Origin of the sequence: Agrobacterium sp. RC10-4-1 (genome assembly GCF_014138475.1) — a bacterium.
Lineage (GTDB): Bacteria > Pseudomonadota > Alphaproteobacteria > Rhizobiales > Rhizobiaceae > Agrobacterium > Agrobacterium pusense.
Genome location: NZ_JACJIT010000005.1, coordinates 44,220 through 64,436 on the forward strand (window position 1 = coordinate 44,220; position 20,217 = coordinate 64,436).

The following is a 20,217-nucleotide window of genomic DNA, read 5'->3' on the forward strand; positions in this document are numbered from 1 at the left end:
TTAGTTCAGCGTTTTGCCTCGCCGCGCACCTGCTTGGCAATGCGGTCAAGAACCGCATTCACCAGCTTCGGCTCGTCATGCTCGAAGAAAGCGCGGGCGATTTCAACATATTCCGTGACAATGACGGCGACCGGCACGTCCTTGCGCTCGAGAATCTCGAAAGTTCCTGCACGCAGGATAGCGCGGACGGTGGCATCGAGTCGCGACAGCGGCCAGTCTTCTAGAAGGGCGGAGCGCACCAGCGGGTCGATCTTCGTCTGGTCACGCACGACGCCCGAGACGATCGAACGGAACCACGACGGGTCGGCCTTGAGATAGGTATCGCCATCGACTTCCTGGCCGAGACGATGCGCTTCATATTCAGCGACGACTTCCATAACGCCGGTTCCGCCGACATCCATCTGATAAAGCGCCTGCACGGCCGCAAGGCGGGCTGCGCCGCGCTGATTGGCGGGCTTTACCGAAGGCTGGCGCGGTTCACCGCCATTTTCCACATTAGACATGCGTTCAGCCACCCAGTTTTTTCTTCAACTCGATCATCGTGAGCGCCGCACGGGCAGCGAAACCACCCTTATCCTTGTCGGAGCGGCGCACGCGCGCCCAGGCCTGCTCGTCGTTCTCGACGGTGAGGATGCCGTTGCCGATCGGCAGCGATTCGCTGACGGCCAGATCCATCAGGGCGCGGGAAGATTCGTTGGCGACGATATCGAAGTGATAGGTCTCACCACGAATGACCATGCCGAGTGCGACAAAACCGTCATATTCGGTGCCGTCATTGTCGGCGCCATCAAGCGCCATGGCGATGGCGGCCGGGATTTCGAGCGCGCCGGGAACGGTGATGACGTCATAGGTGGCGCCGGCTTCATCGAGCGCGAACTTCGCGCCTTCAAGAAGGGCATCCGCCATATCGTCATAAAAACGTGCTTCCACGATAAGAAGATGGGGTTTGGACATGATATTTCCTGAAAAGCTTGATGCCGGATCATACCGGCTTTTGCGGCGGTCAAACCACGGCTGGCCGTTTTTGGCAAGTAATTTCATGTGTCGACGGCGCAAGCGGCCGCGTTTGCGGGGCATTTGGCCGGGTTTTGCGCTCCCGGCGCGGCTCCCCGTGACTCAGGTTTTCTGGAAAGCGAGATGGACGCCGAGCCCCATCAGCACCGTTCCGGCAGCACGGCGGACAAGCATCTGCACCGCTCTCGAACGCTTCAAGCGCCCGACCATTGCGCCTGCCACAAGCACGCCGACGAGATCGGCGGAGGAGAAAATGAAATTGACGGCGATGCCAAGGATCAGGAACTGCAGCCAGACGGGAAAGGCGGCGGCCGGATCGACGAATTGCGGCAGGAAAGCCAGAAAGAACAGCGCTGTCTTCGGGTTGAGTATATCAACGATGATGCTGTCGATGAAGGCGCGGCGTGCCAATTTCGGCTCGATGGTCAGATTGACCGCCTCGCCTTCCATCTTGCTGCGCAACATCGAGAAGCCGAGCCAGACGAGATAAAGCGCGCCACAGAGCTTCACGGCGAGATAGAGCCACGGAACCGCCTGAAACAACACCGAGAGACCGGCCGCAGAGGCGAAGATGTGGACATAGCAGCCGACATGGATGCCGAGCACTGCCATCAACCCGGCAAACCGGCCGCGCGCCATGGTCTGCGCCGCCGCGTAAAGCATGGCCGGACCGGGGATATAGGCGAACAGGGCGGTGGTTATGAAAAAGGCGGTCAGCAGTTCGAAGGAAGGCATGATGTATTTCCCCTACCCCGTTTGGCTCGCGATCGATTTCAAACGGCCCAAAAGTCCTATAGCGTTTCCAGCTTCATCGGAAGCGGGTGCTTGAGAACAATTGCTATAGGCCGCGATTTCAGGTGTTGGCCACTCCCCTTTCCGTCATTCCGGCCTTGAGCCGGAATCCAGTCGACGCGCGTCTGCGCGGCGGGAAAAGTTCTTTCAGCCCAAAGACTTGGGTGACTGGATTCCGGCTCGAGGCCGGAATGACGGAGGAGGCGTCGGTGCGTCCTCCTCTCCAAAGCATCGTCACATTACGCCGAGGGGAATTCCGCAAGCCGCGCGGCGTAACGCGCCATGGTGTCGACCTCGAAATTGACGAAATCGCCCGTCTGGCGCTCACCCCAGGTGGTGACGGAAAGCGTGTGGCGGATCAACAGCACGTCGAAATCGGTGCCATCAACGGCGTTCACGGTGAGCGATGTGCCGTCGAGCGCCACGGAGCCCTTGGGGGCAACGAATTTCGCCAGATGTTCCGGCGCGCGCAGGCGGATGCGCACAGCCTCGCCCTCCGGCTCAACCGACAGGATTTCCGCCTTGCCGTCCACATGGCCGGAAACGATGTGACCGCCAAGCTCATCGCCGATCTTGAGCGCCCGCTCCAGGTTGACGTGCGTGCCCTTTTGCCAGCTGGCAATCGTCGTCAGGCGCAGCGCCTCTTCCCAGGCCTCGACCTCGTACCAACGCTCATTGCTGCCATCATCAGGCAGTCTCGTCACCGTCAGGCAGACGCCGCCATGGGAGATGGACGCGCCCATATCGATGGTCTTGGGGTCGTAATTTGTAGCCACCCGCAGACGCACGCCTTCGGCCAGAGCTTCCAGCTCGGAAACGGTTCCGACGTCGGTGACAATTCCGGTAAACATCAAATCGGCCTTTCATAATTAAAGCAGCGATCCGGCCCGTAGGTGGTTTCACTGATCAGAGCATAGTCGCCCTTGATGTCGGCACGGCTGAGCGGCGTTTCAATGCCGCCCTTGCCGATCACGACGGGGCTTTCAAACAGCATGATACGATCCACCAATCCAGCTTCAAGGAATGATTTTGCGGCAAAGGCGCCGCCTTCAACCAGAAGTTCCGACATGCCGCTTTCGGCAAGGATGTGGAGGAGGTTTTCGAACGTGGGGGCTTCGAGGATTTCGACGCCGGCGTTGGTCAGGAGTTGGCGGCGGAGGTCGAGGTTACCCCCCTCTGCCCTGCCGGGCATCTCCCCCTCAAGGGGGGAGATTGGCAAGGGGCTGTCCGCTCGTTCAAATTGTGCCCTATAGGCACCCTCTCCAGCCGTCGATGCAGGGCGAAGCAGCGCTCCATCGATCTCCCCCCTTGAGGGGGAGATGCCCGGCAGGGCAGAGGGGGGTAAAGCGGCAACCACCACCGGAACTTCCCGCGCACTCCGCACCAGTTTCGACGTCAATGGCAATTCAAATTGCCGATCCAGCACGATCCGCACAGGCGAGCGGTTTTCCAAACCGGCAATGCGCACGGTCAGCTCAGGATCATCCGCGATAGCGGTCCTGATACCAACGAGAATGCAGTCGCAGCGCGCCCGAAGTTGGTGCACTGCATGGCGTGACTCAGGGCCGGTAATGGCAATCTGCCCCTCACCTTGCCTGCCGATCATTCCGTCAGCAGAAACCGCAAGCTTCAGAATCACATGCGGTCTTTTCTTTACCTGTCTTGTGAGGTAACCGGCGAGCGCCCGTTGGGCTTCGGCACGCAGCAGACCGGTTTCCACCACGATACCAGCATCGCGCAATATCTGATAACCACGGCCGGAGACGCGCTCATCCGGATCGTCCACCGCGACCACGACACGGGCAACGCCATATTCCACCAGCGCGTTGGCGCAGGGCGGGGTTTTGCCCCAGTGTGAACAGGGTTCGAGCGTCACGTAGGCGGTCGCGCCGCGTGCCGTCTCTCCGGCCAGTTCCAGCGCCTGGCGTTCGGCGTGGGGGCGTCCGCCGATGGCGGTCACGGCCTCGGCGATGATTTGTCCGTCCTTGACGAGAACACAGCCGACCGAGGGGTTGGTCAGCGTCTGGCCCTGGTGGCGAAGCGAAACCTCGATGGCCCGCGCCATGAACCTTTCGTCATCGGCACGGCTCATCACGTCTATGCTCCAGCGTCGGTATCGCGCGCGATCTTGGCGTTGATTTCGGCAATCACGTTCTCGAAATCCTCGGCATGGCTGAAATCGCGATAGACCGAAGCATAACGAACGAAGGCGACGTCATCGAGGCTTTTCAGTGCTTCCAAAACCTGAAGACCGATTTCTTCCGAGGGAATTTCCGTCTCGCCGGAGCTTTCGAGGCGACGGGCAATGCCCGACACGGCGCGTTCGATCCGGTCTCGATCAACCGGCCGCTTGCGCAGCGCGATCTCGAACGAGCGCACCAGCTTTTCGCGGTCGAAAGGAAGCTTGCGGCCGCTTTTCTTGATGACCATCAGCTCGCGCAGTTGCACGCGCTCATAGGTCGTAAAACGGCCGCCGCAATCCGGGCAGATGCGCCGCCGGCGGATGGAGGTGTTGTCCTCCGCCGGACGCGAGTCCTTGACCTGTGTGTCTTCGGAACCGCAGAATGGGCAGCGCATCGTCTTCTTTCCTTACATGTACGGATACATCGGGAAACGGTCCGTCAGGCCGACGACCTTTTCACGCACCGCAGCCTCGACGGAGGCATTGCCTTCATCCGAATTAGCGACCTTCAAACCATCGAGAACCTCAACGATCAGCTTGCCGATTTCGCGGAATTCCGCTTCCTTGAAACCGCGCGTCGTGCCGGCCGGCGTGCCGAGACGGACACCAGAGGTAACGAAGGGCTTTTCCGGGTCGAAGGGAATGCCGTTCTTGTTGCAGGTGATGTAGGCGCGACCAAGGGCTGCCTCCGCACGCTTGCCGGTGGCGTTCTTCTTGCGAAGGTCGACCAGCATCAGGTGGTTGTCGGTACCGCCGGAAACGACATCAAGACCGCCTTCAACCAGGGTTTCGGCCAGCGCCTTGGCGTTCTTCACGACCTGTGCGGCATAATCCTTGAACTCGGGCTTCAGCGCTTCACCGAAGGCAACAGCCTTGGCGGCGATGACGTGCATCAGCGGGCCGCCCTGCAGGCCGGGGAAGACGGCGGAGTTGAACTTCTTCGCCAGATCCTCGTCGTTGGTGAGGATCATGCCACCGCGCGGGCCGCGCAGGGACTTGTGCGTCGTCGTGGTTGCGACGTGGCAGTGCGGGAACGGCGACGGGTGCTGGTCACCAGCCACGAGACCGGCGATGTGAGCCATGTCGACCATGAGGTAAGCGCCGACTTCGTCAGCGATTTCGCGGAAGCGCTTCCAGTCCCACACGCGCGAATAGGCGGTGCCGCCGGCGAGAATGAGCTTCGGCTTATGTTCCTTGGCCTTGCGCTCCACTTCGTCCATATCGAGCAGGTTATCGCCTTCGCGCACGCCGTAGGACACGACGTTGAACCACTTGCCGGACATGTTGACCGGGGAACCATGCGTCAGGTGACCTCCCGAATTCAGATCGAGACCCATGAAGGTGTCGCCCGGCTGCAGCAGCGCGAGGAACACGGCCTGGTTCATCTGCGAGCCGGAATTCGGCTGAACGTTGGCGAAGTTGACGCCGAACAGCTTCTTGGCGCGTTCGATGGCGAGTTCTTCAGCAATGTCGACGAACTGGCAGCCGCCGTAATAACGCTTGCCCGGATAACCTTCCGCATATTTGTTCGTCATGATCGAACCCTGTGCTTCGAGCACTGCACGGGAAACGATGTTTTCCGAGGCAATCAGTTCGATCTCGTGGCGCTGGCGGCCCAGTTCCTTCTCGATCGCGCCGAAAATTTCCGGATCGACATCGGCAAGCGGACTGGAGAAGAAAGCATCTGTGTTCGACATGGTGAAGGCTCCTGAAACAGTAATGCGATGGCGTCTTAGCGCCCTGCCCGAACAAGAGCAATACGGAGAGCGAGATTTGCCCGTCAAACTGCGACGTCGCGACGAAAAGTGGCAGTTGTTTTTATGAAGGCAGCGATGAGAGGAGAAAAAGCCGCACGCAGCGGGAGGATCAGACTTGTGAGGAAAGGCGACAAGCTTTGCTCCCGTCATGCCGGACTAGATCCGGCATCCAGCCACGGCGCGTCTGCGCCGTGAAAGGACTCTCTCGCGATCAAGGACTTGATCGCACTGGACCCCGGATCAGGTCCGGGGTGACGGCGTATGAGGCTACGCCGTACTCGGCGAAGCGCGGCCTTCATTCGTGATAAGAAACTGACAGCAATGCCCGATCAGTTGCGCGGCAGCAGATCGTCGTCCACGGCACCGGCCGGCTGTTCCATGCCCGCCGTCGTGTTCAGCGCCAGTTCGGCATTGCCGTCCTTGCCGTAGATATCGTCGCGGAACTGAACCACGCCGTCCTTCGCCGACCATGCGGTGATGTAGACGAAGTAGACGGGCACTTCCTGTGCGAGCTTGATCGGCGTGTTGACGCGCGAGGCAATGACGCGTTCCATTTCTTGGCGCGACCAGCCGGGCGTATCGCGCAGCAGCCACGACGTCAGGTCGCGCACGTTCTGCACGCGGACGCAACCGGAGGACTCGAAGCGCATCAGCTTGTTGAACAGGCCCTGCTGCGGCGTGTCGTGCATGTATTCGTTGTTCGGATTGTGGAAGTTGATCTTCGTCGAGGACATGGCGTTGATCTTGCCGGGGTCCTGGCGGAACATCAGGTTCGGCGCTTTCGGCGCGAACCAGTCGACCGTGGTCGGCGAGACTTCCTGTCCCTTGCCGTCGATAAGGCGGATATTGTTCCGCTCCAGATAGGTCGGATCCTTCTGCATCAGCGGCACGATGTCCTTTTCGACGATCGAGCGCGGTGCGGTCCAATAGGGGTTGAGGATGACCTCGTAAATCTTCGAATTGATAACGTGCGTCGGACGGCTGGCGCGGCCGACAACGGCAGTGTTGCGCAGCACGACGCGTTCGTTTTCAACGGCTTCAATGGCGGCGGCCGGAATGTTCACCATCAGGTGACGCTGTCCGAGATCGCCGGACATGGACTGGATGCGCACGAGGTTGGTCTGCAGCTGCGCGAGACGGATCTGCGCGGACACATTGAGAGCCTTGGTGGTATATTCGCCGCTGACGCCGTCAGCCGGAAGGCCATGACGGGCCTGGAAACGCTTCAGCGCGCCATCGACATAGGAGTCGAAGGCGCTGGAAATGCCGGCTTCACGCGGCAGGTCGCCCGATACCATCAGTCGCTGGCGCAGTGCCTGAACGGAGGGATCGGAGACGCCGATCTGCAGACGCTGCTGCGACGCCGGAACTTCCGGCCAGCCGCCATTCTGCACGATCTGCTGATATTGCATGATCGCCTGCTGCATATAGACGGGGGCTTCGCGGCCGAGGACCGGATTGTTGGAAACGACGCCCACAGCCGAACGCGACGTATTGGCGTCGAACTGGTCATCCCAGTTGCCGCGGCGCGAGGAACCCATGAGATCGTTAAGCGCGTCCTGCGCCAAGGCCGGCGCAGCGAGCGCGGCGACACCAGCGGAAACGGCCGAGCGCAGAAGCGTGCGGCGCGATACGGAATTGGAAACGGATGTCTTTGTCATTCTACCTACCAGCCACTCTATTCGGCATTCTCTATAATGCCTAAATCAATATGATTAACAAACACGTACAACGTGCCTGCCGGCCTGGAATACTCGACACCCATCGCCTGGGCGCTATTGTCTGGCAGAACGGTCGGGACTTGCCGCGACAGCAGGAGAAACAGCCGGCTCCTCAAGCTTTGCGGGTCCCATATCAATATGGCCAATTCGTGTCACGGGCCATTTCTCACGAAGCTGTGTATGCCCCACAAAACAGGGTTCCTACGAGCTTTGCAGGTTGGGCTTGACATGAAGAAACGGCAGAGATGTAGCCGCCGAATCCGCAGGCCGGGAGCAAGAATGCCCCCGGCCTAAACAGTGAAACCGTCGCGGCATTACAGGCGGTAAGCGATCGAGTCGTTCCAGAAGCGATCGAGGCGCTGCAGCAGCTTGTTCATTTCGGAGAACTCACCGGTGCCGATGCCGCCGACCTTTTCGATCGAGCCGACGTGGCGTTCATAAAGGCGGGCAACCGTTTCGGCGATTTCCTGGCCCTTTTCGGTCAGGCTGATGCGAACCGAGCGGCGATCGACGCGAGAGCGCTGGTGGTTGATGAGACCAAGGTCGACCAGCTTCTTGACGTTGTAGGAAACGTTTGAGCCGAGATAATAACCACGCGAACGAAGCTCGCCGGCGGTCAGTTCAGAATTGCCGATGTTGAACAGCAGCAGGGCCTGAACGGCGTTGACGTCATCGCGACCCTGGCGGTCGAACTCATCCTTGATGACATCGAGGAGACGGCGGTGGAGACGTTCCACCAGATGCAGCGACTCCATGTAGAGCGAGCGGATGGTATCTTCATGTGCATCGGCAACAACGGCCTGGGGCTTAACTTTGCTATTGATCATGACTGCCTCACTGTTTTGTTTGGCGGTGTGTTTGTTTGTCTCCCGCCTTGAGTGAGAACCTAATCAATGCGCATAAAATTCTACTTAAAAGCTACGATTAACAAATGGTTACCTGCATTTTGCCTGGAGGCCCCAACTTGTGGCGAAGCGGGAATGCCTGACAGGCGATCGTTATAAATCAATGGGTTAGATATGAAATTCGGCCGCAAATCAGGCCGAATTGCTTTATTCTTATGGTAAATCAATTCTTGCCCGTTCTTCATTCTGCCGCTGATCCAGCCAGAAAGCGACCAGGAATAGTATATAAATGGTTGCCACGAGACCGTGCATGACGGGCACCAGCGTGTTGGCGCCGAAGATGTGGGGCCACACCTTGTACATCGCGATCTGCGTGCCCGCGCCCATCACCCACATGACAGCGCCCCAGGAGGCGCCGAGCCAAAGGCCGAGGGCGGCGACCGGGAAAATGACGGCAAGCGCGCTGCCGGCCACACGCCAGGGCAGGTTCAGCATATCGAACCTGCCGTGACCGCCCAGAGAATAGCCCGTCAGCATTGCCCAATATTGCAGCCCGAACCAGAAACACGAAACCGCGACCAGCCTCATGAAGACCAGAAACAGGATTTCAGTGAGCGGGCGCTTCGGCAGAGGTTGAGAATCAGGTTCCATGGCCGGAAGATACGGTCTCGACGAACGGGCGACCAGCCCATACTGAATTCCGCCGCCTGCCTTGTCAAAGCATCATCGTCATTGCCGGACGGCAATGAGGGAAGATTGTCGCATTCGCATGCGCCGCGCTTCATGGTATGCAGCCTTCCAAATTTGATCGAAGGACATTCTGACATGCAGGACAAAACCCACCTGGTCGACGAAATCACCGGCCATCGCCGCATGCGTCGCAATCGCAAGGCGGATTGGACGCGCCGTCTGGTACAGGAAAGCCGCCTCACTGTGGACGACCTGATCTGGCCGGTCTTCATCGTGCCGGGCAGCAATATTCTGGAGCCCATTCCGGCGATGCCTGGCGTCAACCGCATGAGCGTCGACAGACTGGTCGAAGCGGCGAAGGAAGCCGCCGATCTCGGCATTCCGGCAATCGCCACCTTCCCGAATGTCGAGATGGAATTGCGGGACGAGACCGGCTCGAACGCGCTTGAGGCCAATAACCTCATCAATCAGGCGACTGCCGCCGTCAAGAAAGCCGTTCCCAATATTGGCATGATCACCGACGTGGCGCTCGACCCATTCACCAGCCACGGGCATGACGGCATTCTGCGCGGCAACGAGATCGTCAACGATGAGACCGTGGAACAGGTCGTCAAGGCGGCGATCCTGCAGGCGGAAGCCGGATCGGACATTATTTCTCCTTCTGAGATGATGGACGGCCGTATCGGCGCCATCCGCCGCGGCCTTGATGCGGCCGGGCACCAGAATGTCGGGATCATGGCCTATGCGACAAAGTTCTCATCCGGCTATTACGGCCCCTATCGCGAGGCGATTTCCACCGCCGGCCTGCTGAAGGGCGACAAGGCAAGCTACTACATCAGCCCTGCCAACGGCATGGAGGCCATCCGCGACGCGGCGCTCGATGTGGAAGAAGGCGCGGACATGCTGATGGTCAAGCCCGGCCTGCCCTATCTCGACATCTGCTGGCGGCTGAAGGAGAATTTCGGCCTGCCGACCTTTGCCTATCAGGTCTCCGGCGAATATACCCAGATCAAGGCTGCGGCGATGAACGGCTGGATCGACGGCGAGCGGGTGATGATGGAAACGCTTCTCTGTTTCAAGCGTGCAGGTTGCGACGGCATTCTGACTTATTTCGCCATCGAAGCCGCACACAAACTCAACAGGGGCTAAGGCCAGCGCTTATTGTATTCGGTGGTTCCTTACCCATATTGTTGCTGACACGGCACTCATGCCGAGCTGTCAGTTCCTTCAGGAGAAAACGACCGATGAGCCTCGACCAGAACCCCACCTATGCCGCACCGGATGACTGGCGCGCCTATAGCGGCGTCCTGAGCCGACGGGTCTTTGCGTTCCTGATCGATTACGCAATCGTTCTCCTCCTGTGCATCCCGGCCGCCGTGATTGTCATCTTTCTCGGCATTATCACGCTGGGTCTCGGCTTCATTCTCCTGCCTTCGCTCTTCATTATCGTTGCGGTACTCTATTTCGGCATGACGCTCGGAGGCCCGTCGCAGGCCACCCCCGGTATGCGGGCGATGGGTATTGCGATGGCGCGCATGGACGGGCGGCGAATCGATTTCCTGCTGTCCACCGTTCACATCGTGCTTTTCTGGGTCATCAACTCGGTTTTGACGCCGCTGATCCTGCTTGCCGGCCTGTTTACGGAGCGCTCGCGCCTCGTTCACGACTTCCTGCTCGGCACCGTCATCGTCAGAACACGCTAATATTACGGAAAGCCACGGAAACGTGGCTTTCACCCCGCCAAATACCTCATCCCGCAGTTGACGTTTTCCGTCATTTTGCCATTCTGTGACATTATGCATGTCGCTTGAAGCGCCGCCGTCAGCCCCGTGAAATCGCGGCGCGCTTTATAACAGACGCAGGAGGCGATCACGGTTCGATGAACACGCAGGCGACGCCCTCTCCACAATTCTATCTTACGGCGCCGGCCACCTGCCCCTATCTGCCGAACCAGATGGAGCGGAAGGTCTTCACCCATCTGGTTGGCCCGCGCGCCTCGGAAATGAACGACCTTCTGACCCAGGGCGGTTTCAGGCGCTCGCAGAACATCGCTTATCGTCCGGCCTGCGAAAACTGCCGCGCCTGTGTATCCGTGCGGATCCTGACCGAGCAGTTTCAACCGACAAAATCGATGCGACGCGTTCTTGCCGCCAACAAGGATGTCGTCGCCACGGTGCATGCGGCCGAGCCTTCCACCGAACAGTTTGCCCTGTTTCGCCGCTACCTCGACCACCGGCACCAGTCTGGCGGCATGTCCGACATGTCGGCGCTGGATTATGCGATCATGGTGGAAGACACACATGTGAACACCCGCATCATCGAATACCGCGTCCGCGAGCCCGGCTCCGGCATCGATTCCAGCAAACGCGGCGAGCTTCTCGCCGTGGCGCTCAGCGACGTGATGAGCGACGGCCTGTCGATGGTCTATTCCTTCTTCAATCCGGAACTCGAGAAGCGCTCGCTTGGCACCTACATGATCATCGATCATATCACCCGCACCCGTGCGCTCGGCCTGCCACACGTCTATCTCGGCTATTGGGTCGATGGCTCCGAAAAGATGGGCTATAAGACCCGCTACCACCCGCAGGAGCATCTGACGCCGCGCGGGTGGGAGGTTTATACGCCGGAAGATAAGTAACCCGCGTTTGGAAGTGTCATACCGAGAACCTCCGGAAATCGTACATTGTGTACGAATTTCAGCCATGTTATAACCACTGTTATAACAGGAGTTACTACCATGAACATTACGATCCGCAAAATCGGCAATTCCGAAGGCATCCTCATTCCGAAGGAAGTTCTGGATCGCATGGGTCTCAAGGCCGGCGACGCGCTGGAACTCAGAGAAACTGCCGGCAATATCGAACTCATTCCCGAGCATGCGGAAATGAGAGAACAGCTTGAAGCCGCCCGGCGTGGTATGAAAAAATACCATAAAGCTCTGAGAGAACTCGCTAAGTGAGCAATATAAAGTGGCTCTCCCGTGTCGCCATCGAAGTTATACATCAAGAGCAATTAGCCGAACATGGTGGCTTGCCGGGCCTTAAGGATGAAAACGCACTCGAGGCAGCTTTGGCGCGTCCATTGCACAAAGCTGCCTATGGAGAAGAGGAACCGCTGAAACTCGCCGCCGCTTATCTTTACGGTATAGCGCGCAACCATCCCTTTTCCGACGGTAACAAACGGACCGCTTTTCTTGCCGCCTACACCTTCCTTTTTATCAACCGACTTGAAGTCGTTGCCGAACAAGCGGAGATCGTGGCTTTTGTTCTTGATGTCGCGGCAGGTGAGATCGATGAGGACGGCGCATATCTGTTCCTCAAGGACCACGTCATCCCACTCGAATAGACAGAAACGCCGCACATCTTTCCGATGCGCGGCGCTTCATCGATAACCTGTCAATACCAGGCGGCTTTACCCACCAAATTTCCCGCTGCGCGGAAAGCCCTTCGGCACGGTGCGGCCGGCGGTGGCGCGGTCGGCAAGCCATTCGCGCAGTTCTTCACCCACCTTGTTGAAGAGACGCCCGGCCGTGTCGGACCAGCTGAGGCCGTCGGCAAGCGCGAAACATTTCACATCCACGACGCCGCCGTCCTTGTAACGCTGCAGGCGCACGCCCTTGCCGCGCGACATTTCCGGGACCTGCGCCAGCGGGAACGCCAGGAGCTTGCGGTTTTCGCCGACGACAGCGACGTGGTCGCCGGTAACGGGAACCGCGAGCTTGGCCTCATCGGGCATGGATACGTTCATGATCTGCTTGCCCTTGCGGGTATTCGCGACCATTTCGCTTTCCGCCACGACGAAGCCGTTCCCGGCCGTCGAAACGAGCAGCAGCTTGCGCGACGGATCATGCACGAAGGCGGTGAGGACATCCTGATCGTTTTCCATATCGACCATGATGCGGATCGGCTCGCCATGGCCGCGTCCGCCCGGCAGCTTGTCGGCGCCGAGCGTATAGGCCTTGCCACCCGTCGTCAGCAGCAGCAGCTTGTCGGTCGTCTGCGCCGGGAAGGCAAGCTTTGGACCGTCGCCTTCCTTGAAGGTCAGGGTCGAGGTGTCAGACATGTGACCCTTCAGCGCCCGGATCCAGCCCTTCTGCGAGATAACGATGGTGACCGGTTCCTTCTCGATCATCGCCTGCTGAATGGCCTCGATATCGGCGTCAGGAGCGTCGGCAAACTGCGTGCGACGGCGGCCGAGTTCGGTCGCCTTGGCATATTTCTTTTTGACCTCGCCGATTTCCCAGGCGATGGTTTGCCACTGTTTGTCATCAGAGGCGATCAGCGCTTCGATCTCGGCCTTCTCATTCGTCAGTTCGTCGAATTCCTTGCGGATTTCGAATTCCTCTAGCTTGCGCAGGTTGCGCAGCCGCATGTTGAGGATGGATTCGGCCTGCAGGTCCGTCAGCGACCATTTCGCCATCATCACCTGTTTCGGCTCATCCTCCTCGCGGATGATGCGGATCACCTCATCAAGATTAAGATAAGCGACGAGCAGGCCGCCCAGAATTTCCAGTCTGCGATCAATTGCCGCCAGACGATGGCGCGAGCGGCGGACCAGCACGTCCTTGCGGTGCGCCAGCCACTCCGTCAGCACCTCGTTCAGCGCCATCACCTTCGGCACCTTGCCGAGCGACAGCACGTTCATGTTGAGCGGCAGGCGGCTCTCAAGATCGGAGAGACGGAAGAGCGATTCCATCAACAGCGTCGCATCGACGGTGCGGCTCTTTGGCACCAGAACGATACGCACATCCTCGGCGGATTCGTCTCTGACATCCTCCAGAAGCGGCAACTTGCGCGCGATAAGCAGCTCGGCGATCTTTTCGATCAGCCGCGATTTCTGCACCTGGAACGGAATTTCGGTGATGACGATCTGATAACCGCCACGGCCCAGATCTTCCGTTTCCCACTTGGCGCGCACGCGGAAACCGCCACGGCCGGTCTTGTAGGCATCGAGAATATTCTCGCGGCTTTCAACGATCACGCCGCCGGTCGGCAGGTCGGGACCGGGAATGAATTCCACCAGCTTTTCAACGGTCGCATCGGGATGTTTGATGAGGTACAGCGCCGCGTCACACAGTTCATGCGCATTGTGCGGCGGGATCGACGTCGCCATGCCAACAGCGATGCCGGAAGCACCGTTCGCCAGCAGATTGGGGAAAGCGCCGGGCAATACCACCGGCTCGGAATTGGATTCGTCATAGGTGTCGCGGAAATCGACCGCGTCTTCCCCGATACCTTCCAGCAGAAGCTCGGCCACCGCCGTCATCTTGCTTTCGGTGTAACGCATGGCGGCGGGGCTATCACCGTCAATGTTACCGAAGTTGCCCTGCCCGTCGACCAGGGGATAACGCAGCGAGAAATCCTGCGCCAGACGCGCCAGCGCATCATAGATCGCCTGGTCGCCGTGGGGGTGGTAGTTACCCATCACCTCACCGACAATCTTGGCACATTTGCGGAAGGCGGAATTGGGTCTCAGGCCCATTTCGCTCATCGCATAGACAATGCGGCGATGGACCGGCTTCAGGCCGTCGCGGACATCCGGAAGCGCACGATGCATGATCGTGGACAAGGCGTAAGCGAGGTAGCGCTCTTCGAGCGCTGCCTTCAAATCGACCGGATGAATATTATCGTCTCCGCCGGACGGAGGTACAAGATTTTTTCCCATGGTGCTTGACTAGCGGAAATGGCGATTCCCGGCAAGAAACACAGGGGTCGCGGCTGTGGATGAAACCAGCCCTTCCATGCGGTTTTTTGTTAACCGCGCTGCAAATGCCGCAATGCCGCCGTCATGGGAATCGATCTAAATACCCTAGACCTTTGATTATCAGCGAATATAAGTATCACCATTAGCATTAAGGCTCGGTTTGCAGCCGTACGTTGAGGGAAGAAACATCATGAGACTGAAATCCACCCGGCAGGTTCTTTTTGCGAGCGCCGCGCTTCTTGCCCTTTCCGCGCCGGCTTTCGCGCTGGATGGTGGGGATGTGCTGAAGAAGATCAATGCGGCCTATGCCGCGCAGGGCGGTCAAATTGATGCAGGCTCCGTCGCCGTCAACGGCTCGACGGTGACGCTGAACGACGTGACCCTCAGTGCCGCTGCCGACCCGGCCAAGAAAATCCCGGTTGGCAATATCACGCTTGATGGCGTCGAGGAAAACAACGGCGGCTACAAGATCAAGAACGCCCGCTTCGACAATATCGACTACAAGCAGGACAAGGTCGAGATCAAGGCCAGCGACATCTACATGTCCGGCCTCGTCATCCCCGCTGATGCCACCACCGGCACCGTCGATGCGCTGATGTTCTACGACGAAGCCCATAGCGGCCCGATTTCCGTGTCCGTCGACGGGAAGCAGGCTTTCTCGCTCGAGGAAACCAGTGCGACGATGTCGGTCAGCGACGACAAGAACTCGATCGGCTTTGACCTCGACGCCTCCGGCTTCAAGGCCGACCTCAGCGACGTCACCGACCCCGCCACCAAGGATGCAATCGAAAAACTGAAGCTGCAGGCGCTTTCCGGCGACATGACCATGAGCGGCAGCTGGGAAGTGGCTTCCGGCACTGTTGATGTCGAGGAATACGCGATCGACCTCGATGATGTCGGCCGCCTGAACATGTCGTTCGGTTTCTCCGGCTACACGCTCGCCTTCATCAAGTCGATGCAGGAAACGGTGAAGGCGCAGGCTGCCAACCCGAACAAGGAACAGGCAGACCAGGCCGCGAGCCTTGCCATGCTCGGCCTGATGCAGCAACTCTCCTTCGTCAACGCCGAGATCAGCTTCGAAGACGCCAGCATCACCAAGCGCGCGATCGATTATGCGGCGAGCCAGCAGGGTATGACGGGCGACCAGCTTGCACAGACCATCAAGGGCATGGCGCCGATCATGATGGCCTCGCTCAACGTTCCCGAATTGCAGAACATGGTGTCGGCGGCGATCAACACCTATATCGACGATCCGAAGAACTTCTCGATCACGGCAGCGCCGGAAAAGCCGGTCCCCTTCCCCATGATCATGGGCGCTGCCATGGGCGCGCCGAACACCTTGCCGAAAATGCTCGGCGTCACGGTGACGGCAAACGAATAAGACGAAAGAGCCCCGGTCCATTGCACCGGGGCTTTCCTTTTGTGCTCAATTAACATCCGGAAATGTCGTCAGCTCCCGATAACTTATCTCACGATCAACGCCAAAAGCGGGTCGCAGCTTGCGTCCCGCTTTTGGGGGCGGCAGTGGCGCTCAGGCTGTTTCGCCCTGTGCGATTATCCTGCCCTCACCTGCAGTGCCCGCTCCCGACCAGTCAACGCGGCGCGTCGCAAACATTGTGGCGGCTATGGCGATGAACGAGATTACCGCACCGGCCAACAGTGCATATTCATCTTCATTCAGCACCAGGTACATGACGCTGTAGGCGAGTGAGAGCACGCTGAACAGGGCAATGCCGTTCCTTCGGCTACGGGTTGCGCTGCCGAGATAAAAGGAGATCAGCACCGCTGTTGAAAGTGCGGCGGCGACATAAGCAATGGTGAATCCCGTGTGCTCCGAAAGCGCCAGGAGAAGTACATAAAAAACGATCAGCGCCAGCCCTGTCAGCACATATTGTAGCCAGTGCACGATGGTGCCGCCCTTGAGTTCGACGATAAAGACGGCAAGGAAAACGAGAGAGATGAACCCGATCGAATATTTCAGTGTCCGCGCGATGATCTGGTAAAATTTCACTGGCTCTACGAGATTGATTGTCATCAGACTGTTGGAGAGCGGCAATCGCGGGCCTTCAACAACCCGATCCAAGCCCCGTGCGAGATACGGAATGGTCCAACTGGCATTGAACTCCGTGGCGGTGATCGTTTTTTCCTCCGGCAAAAACAGGCCTTCGAAACCCGGATGTGGCCAATTGGCTTTTGCGGCAAAACTCGTCGTCTGACCTGCCGGCGCGACGGCGAAACTGCCCCACCCGTTCAGCGAAAAGGCGATATCGAAGGCAAAGCCGGTTTCAATGAGGCTTCTGTCAATCTGCCTATGCACTCCGGCATCGGACATCATTCGCGCCTGCGGGTCGTCATGCGTTGCCGTTGCGGACATGTCCCGCATGCCGGGATCAAATGGCAGAACGGGCCCGCCGTCTATCCGGACGCCTGCGCTGGACCGGATGCCTGTCATGTCAGCGATATTGAGAACCAGGACGGCGTTATCGAGACGGGGCGTGCCAGCAAAACGGGCGAGATCCGTCAGGATGCCGGAACCAAAGCGACCGGCAAGCGCGAGATCGCCTTTATAAACGGGCAAGCTATAGATCGACAGCTGCTTTTCCTCGGCCTTGAGATCAGCCGTGACCTTTAGTGTTTCCGGCATGACAAGCACCCATTCCGTCACACGATCAACGACGCTTTGGCCATTGACCTCGCGGCGGCGTTCCACATCGAAGGGCACGGCAAGATAAGGTCCATTCACCACCTGATCGCCACCCCATCCATGGGCGATCCGTCCGGATACCTCTTGTGCACGCGAGGCGCGTTCTTCCGTCAATGCCCAGACCAGCAGGAGCGGCACCAGCAAGACCATCGAAATGAAGCCGATCATGACAAATTTCGCGCCCGGCGAGCGCAGCCCGGCCGCGAAATGAGTGCGGTGCGTGGCCGGATGCATATGCCCGGCCGCGATGGCAGGGTCTTTTTCCGTTTGATGAACCATTCTGAAATCCTTACCAATATTATCGCGCGAACCGGATTCAACGTTCGGTCGGCGCCGTCCCAAGTTTAAAATCTGCGTTAGACTTGCATCCTCCTGGTGGACGCAGGGCTATACTGGGATCGGATTTCGGCTGATTATGTGCGGAAGTGGGTTCGACTCGCGGTAAAATTGTGTCTTTGCCGCGTTCGCGAGAAAAAGACGGAAAATTCCTCATCCACCAGTGGTGACGGCTAAAGTTTCAGCCGCTCGCGAAAGAAGACCAGCGCTACGGTGACACCGGTCGCGACACCCACGATCACGTCGATGAAGCGGACAAGGCCGGCAACCTGCGGCCCCATGAGGAGCACGAGCATGGCGGAAGCACCAGCCTGTATCGGTACGACTGGCGGCAGGCCGAACATGGAGGCGAGGATCATGGCGATGAAGGTCGCCGAGGCCAGCCTGATTTCGGCGAAATCATGCGGGACCAGGAGGGCTATTTCCCCGACGAGAATGCCGACGGTGACGCCCACCATCAAGCCGAGGCCCTGACGAACATGGCTTGGAATTCCCGGCGCCAGACAGATGAGCGCGCTGATTGCCGCGAAGACGGGTTGCGGATGGCCTAGCCAGCGATGCGCGACCCAGAACGCAAAAGCGGCCGCAAGCGCGGCCGCCAATGCACGGGTGAAGGCTGCGCGAACACGGTCGAGCAGCGTCTTCAACACGATCAGTCTTTCTTGGACGGAACGACGCGCAGCGCCAGTTCGCGAAGCTGCGTCGGCGTTGCCGGCGACGGCGCGTTCATCAGAAGGTCCTGCGCCTGCTGGTTCATCGGGAACAGCGTGATTTCGCGCAGGTTCTTCGCACCGACCAGCAGCATGACCACACGGTCGATACCGAAAGCGCAACCGCCATGCGGAGGCGCGCCATACTGGAAGGCGCGGTAGAGACCGCCGAAGCGCTCTTCAACGTCGGTCTGCGACAGGCCAACCTTTTCGAAAGCCTTGACCATCAACTCGGGCGACTGGTTACGGATCGAACCGGAGGCGATTTCGAAGCCGTTGCAGACGGCGTCATACTGGAAGGCCTTGATGGAGAGCGGGTCCTGCCCTTCCAGCGCTTCCAGACCACCCTGCGGCATGGAGAAGGGGTTGTGGGCGAAATCGATCTTCTTTTCTTCTTCGTTGTATTCGAAGAAGGGGAAGTCGACGATCCAGCACATTTCGAATCGGTCGCGATCGATCAGGTTCAGTTCATCGGCAGCGCGGGTGCGCGCCTCACCGGCAAACTTGTAGAACTTGGCGGGATCACCGGCGACGAAGAAGCAGGCATCACCTGCCTCGAGGCCGAGCTGCTGGCGCAGCGCCTCGGTGCGTTCCTCGCCAATGTTCTTGGCGAGCGGACCGGAACCGCCGACCTTGCCGTCCTCTTCCTTCCAGAAGATGTAACCGAGGCCGGGCTGACCCTGAGACTGCGCCCAGGCGTTCATGCGGTCGCAGAATGCGCGCGAACCGCCGGTCTTGGCCGGAATTGCCCAGACCTGAACCTTCGGGTTGGAGGCGATCATGTTCGCGAAGACCTTGAAGCCCGAACCATCGAAATGCTCGGTCACGGCCTGCATGACGATCGGGTTGCGCAGGTCCGGCTTGTCGGAGCCGTATTTGCGGATCGCTTCATCATAGGGAATGCGCGGCCACTCTTTGGTGACAGGCTTGCCTTCGGCAAACTTTTCGAAGACGGCAGTCATCATCGGCTCCATCGTGGTCCAGACATCTTCCTGGGTCACGAAGCTCATTTCGACGTCGAGCTGGTAGAATTCGCCCGGCAGGCGGTCGGCGCGCGGGTCTTCATCGCGGAAGCACGGCGCGATCTGGAAGTAACGGTCGAAACCCGCCACCATCAGAAGCTGCTTGTACTGCTGCGGCGCCTGCGGCAGCGCGAAGAACTTGCCCTCATGAATACGCGACGGCACGAGGAAGTCGCGTGCACCTTCCGGCGAGGAGGCCGTGAGGATCGGCGTCGTATATTCGGCAAAGCCGGCATCGGCCATGCCGGTGCGCATGGCGGAGATGATCTGCGTGCGCTTGACAATGTTCTTGTGCAGCGTTTCGCGGCGCAGGTCGAGGAAGCGGTACTTCAGGCGAACGTCTTCCGGATAGTCAGGCTCACCGAAGACCGGCAGCGGCAGCTCCTTGGCGACGCCGAGAACCTCGATCTCCTGAGCGTAAAGTTCGATCTCGCCGGTCGCCATGCCCTTGTTGACGGTGTCTTCCGAACGCGCCTTGACGAGGCCGTCGATGCGGATGACCCATTCGCCGCGTACGGTTTCCGCAACCTTGAAAGCCGGGCTGTCAGGATCGGCAACCACCTGGGTGATGCCGTAATGGTCGCGAAGGTCGATGAAGAGAACGCCGCCATGATCTCGCACGCGATGAACCCAACCGGAAAGGCGAACGGTTTCGCCGACGTCGGACTTGCGGAGAGCGGCACAGGTGTGGCTGCGGTAACGATGCATTTTTTTATCCTGGAACGTGTCGTGGGCCCGTTG

At 59.2% G+C, this 20,217-nt stretch carries 20 protein-coding genes; 6 read left to right on the forward strand and 14 right to left on the reverse strand.

What is annotated here, in order from left to right; translation table 11 throughout:
* Window positions 1–5 precede the first annotated feature (5 nt).
* The 10 genes from nusB to FHW77_RS14700 all read right to left on the reverse strand — a co-directional run bounded on the left by nusB (window position 6) and on the right by FHW77_RS14700 (window position 8,962).
* Entirely contained in the window at window positions 6–503 is a 498-nt protein-coding gene (gene nusB / locus FHW77_RS14655) for a transcription antitermination factor NusB (RefSeq protein WP_004441180.1), read from the reverse strand.
* A gap of 4 nt (window positions 504–507) precedes the next feature.
* The gene (gene ribH / locus FHW77_RS14660; protein WP_004441178.1) at window positions 508–954 is read right to left on the reverse strand and encodes a 6,7-dimethyl-8-ribityllumazine synthase; all 447 of its coding nucleotides are present in this window, start codon (window positions 952–954) and stop codon (window positions 508–510) included.
* Window positions 955–1,116: 162 nt separating this feature from the next.
* Window positions 1,117–1,749 (reverse strand): LysE family translocator, encoded by a 633-nt coding sequence (locus FHW77_RS14665; RefSeq protein ID WP_004441175.1) that lies wholly within the window; start codon window positions 1,747–1,749, stop codon window positions 1,117–1,119.
* A gap of 296 nt (window positions 1,750–2,045) precedes the next feature.
* Entirely contained in the window at window positions 2,046–2,657 is a 612-nt protein-coding gene (locus tag FHW77_RS14670; protein WP_004441174.1) for a riboflavin synthase, read from the reverse strand.
* Entirely contained in the window at window positions 2,657–3,901 is a 1,245-nt protein-coding gene (gene ribD / locus FHW77_RS14675; protein WP_034495789.1) for a bifunctional diaminohydroxyphosphoribosylaminopyrimidine deaminase/5-amino-6-(5-phosphoribosylamino)uracil reductase RibD, read from the reverse strand. The genes FHW77_RS14670 and ribD overlap by 1 nt, the downstream gene beginning before the upstream one ends.
* A 2-nt stretch (window positions 3,902–3,903) precedes the next feature.
* Window positions 3,904–4,383 (reverse strand): transcriptional regulator NrdR, encoded by a 480-nt coding sequence (gene nrdR, locus FHW77_RS14680; RefSeq protein ID WP_003512508.1) that lies wholly within the window; start codon window positions 4,381–4,383, stop codon window positions 3,904–3,906.
* A 12-nt stretch (window positions 4,384–4,395) separates the two neighbouring features.
* Complete coding sequence (gene glyA / locus FHW77_RS14685; protein ID WP_004441171.1) at window positions 4,396–5,685, reverse strand: serine hydroxymethyltransferase; 1,290 nt, start codon at window positions 5,683–5,685, stop codon at window positions 4,396–4,398.
* A 389-nt stretch (window positions 5,686–6,074) separates the two neighbouring features.
* Window positions 6,075–7,406 (reverse strand): L,D-transpeptidase family protein, encoded by a 1,332-nt coding sequence (locus FHW77_RS14690; RefSeq protein WP_004441170.1) that lies wholly within the window; start codon window positions 7,404–7,406, stop codon window positions 6,075–6,077.
* Window positions 7,407–7,780: 374 nt separating this feature from the next.
* On the reverse strand, window positions 7,781–8,290 hold the full coding sequence (gene ldtR / locus FHW77_RS14695) for a transcriptional regulator LdtR (RefSeq protein WP_026363448.1): 510 nt from the start codon (window positions 8,288–8,290) through the stop codon (window positions 7,781–7,783).
* A gap of 234 nt (window positions 8,291–8,524) precedes the next feature.
* On the reverse strand, window positions 8,525–8,962 hold the full coding sequence (locus FHW77_RS14700) for a DUF6163 family protein (RefSeq protein WP_006700200.1): 438 nt from the start codon (window positions 8,960–8,962) through the stop codon (window positions 8,525–8,527).
* 174 nt (window positions 8,963–9,136) lie between these two features.
* On the opposite strand from FHW77_RS14700, the gene hemB reads away from it, so the two are divergent.
* From hemB to FHW77_RS14725, 5 genes are all read left to right on the forward strand, one after another.
* A complete protein-coding gene (gene hemB / locus FHW77_RS14705; RefSeq protein WP_004441167.1) occupies window positions 9,137–10,150 on the forward strand; it encodes a porphobilinogen synthase in 1,014 nt (337 codons plus the stop codon).
* A 95-nt stretch (window positions 10,151–10,245) separates the two neighbouring features.
* A complete protein-coding gene (locus FHW77_RS14710; protein ID WP_004441165.1) occupies window positions 10,246–10,704 on the forward strand; it encodes an RDD family protein in 459 nt (152 codons plus the stop codon).
* A gap of 176 nt (window positions 10,705–10,880) precedes the next feature.
* Entirely contained in the window at window positions 10,881–11,639 is a 759-nt protein-coding gene (locus FHW77_RS14715) for an arginyltransferase (protein WP_004441164.1), read from the forward strand.
* Between the two features lie 99 nt (window positions 11,640–11,738).
* On the forward strand, window positions 11,739–11,960 hold the full coding sequence (locus tag FHW77_RS14720) for an AbrB/MazE/SpoVT family DNA-binding domain-containing protein (protein ID WP_004441162.1): 222 nt from the start codon (window positions 11,739–11,741) through the stop codon (window positions 11,958–11,960).
* Window positions 11,957–12,346 (forward strand): type II toxin-antitoxin system death-on-curing family toxin, encoded by a 390-nt coding sequence (locus FHW77_RS14725; RefSeq protein ID WP_004441159.1) that lies wholly within the window; start codon window positions 11,957–11,959, stop codon window positions 12,344–12,346. The genes FHW77_RS14720 and FHW77_RS14725 overlap by 4 nt, the downstream gene beginning before the upstream one ends.
* A gap of 66 nt (window positions 12,347–12,412) precedes the next feature.
* On the opposite strand, the gene parC is transcribed toward FHW77_RS14725, so the two are convergent.
* Window positions 12,413–14,665: a DNA topoisomerase IV subunit A gene (gene parC / locus FHW77_RS14730; protein ID WP_004441156.1), complete on the reverse strand. Its 2,253-nt coding sequence runs from the start codon at window positions 14,663–14,665 to the stop codon at window positions 12,413–12,415.
* Between the two features lie 229 nt (window positions 14,666–14,894).
* On the opposite strand from parC, the gene FHW77_RS14735 reads away from it, so the two are divergent.
* A complete protein-coding gene (locus tag FHW77_RS14735; RefSeq protein ID WP_004441154.1) occupies window positions 14,895–16,085 on the forward strand; it encodes an aq_1923 C-terminal domain in 1,191 nt (396 codons plus the stop codon).
* Between the two features lie 150 nt (window positions 16,086–16,235).
* Here FHW77_RS14735 and creD read toward each other — a convergent pair whose 3' ends face one another.
* From creD to aspS, 3 genes are all read right to left on the reverse strand, one after another.
* A complete protein-coding gene (creD, locus tag FHW77_RS14740; protein WP_004441152.1) occupies window positions 16,236–17,687 on the reverse strand; it encodes a cell envelope integrity protein CreD in 1,452 nt (483 codons plus the stop codon).
* 230 nt (window positions 17,688–17,917) lie between these two features.
* The gene (locus tag FHW77_RS14745) at window positions 17,918–18,394 is read right to left on the reverse strand and encodes an FUSC family protein (RefSeq protein ID WP_022555974.1); all 477 of its coding nucleotides are present in this window, start codon (window positions 18,392–18,394) and stop codon (window positions 17,918–17,920) included.
* Between the two features lie 2 nt (window positions 18,395–18,396).
* Window positions 18,397–20,184, reverse strand: a complete 1,788-nt coding sequence (gene aspS, locus FHW77_RS14750) for an aspartate--tRNA ligase (RefSeq protein WP_004441151.1) — start codon at window positions 20,182–20,184, stop codon at window positions 18,397–18,399.
* Window positions 20,185–20,217 lie beyond the last annotated feature (33 nt).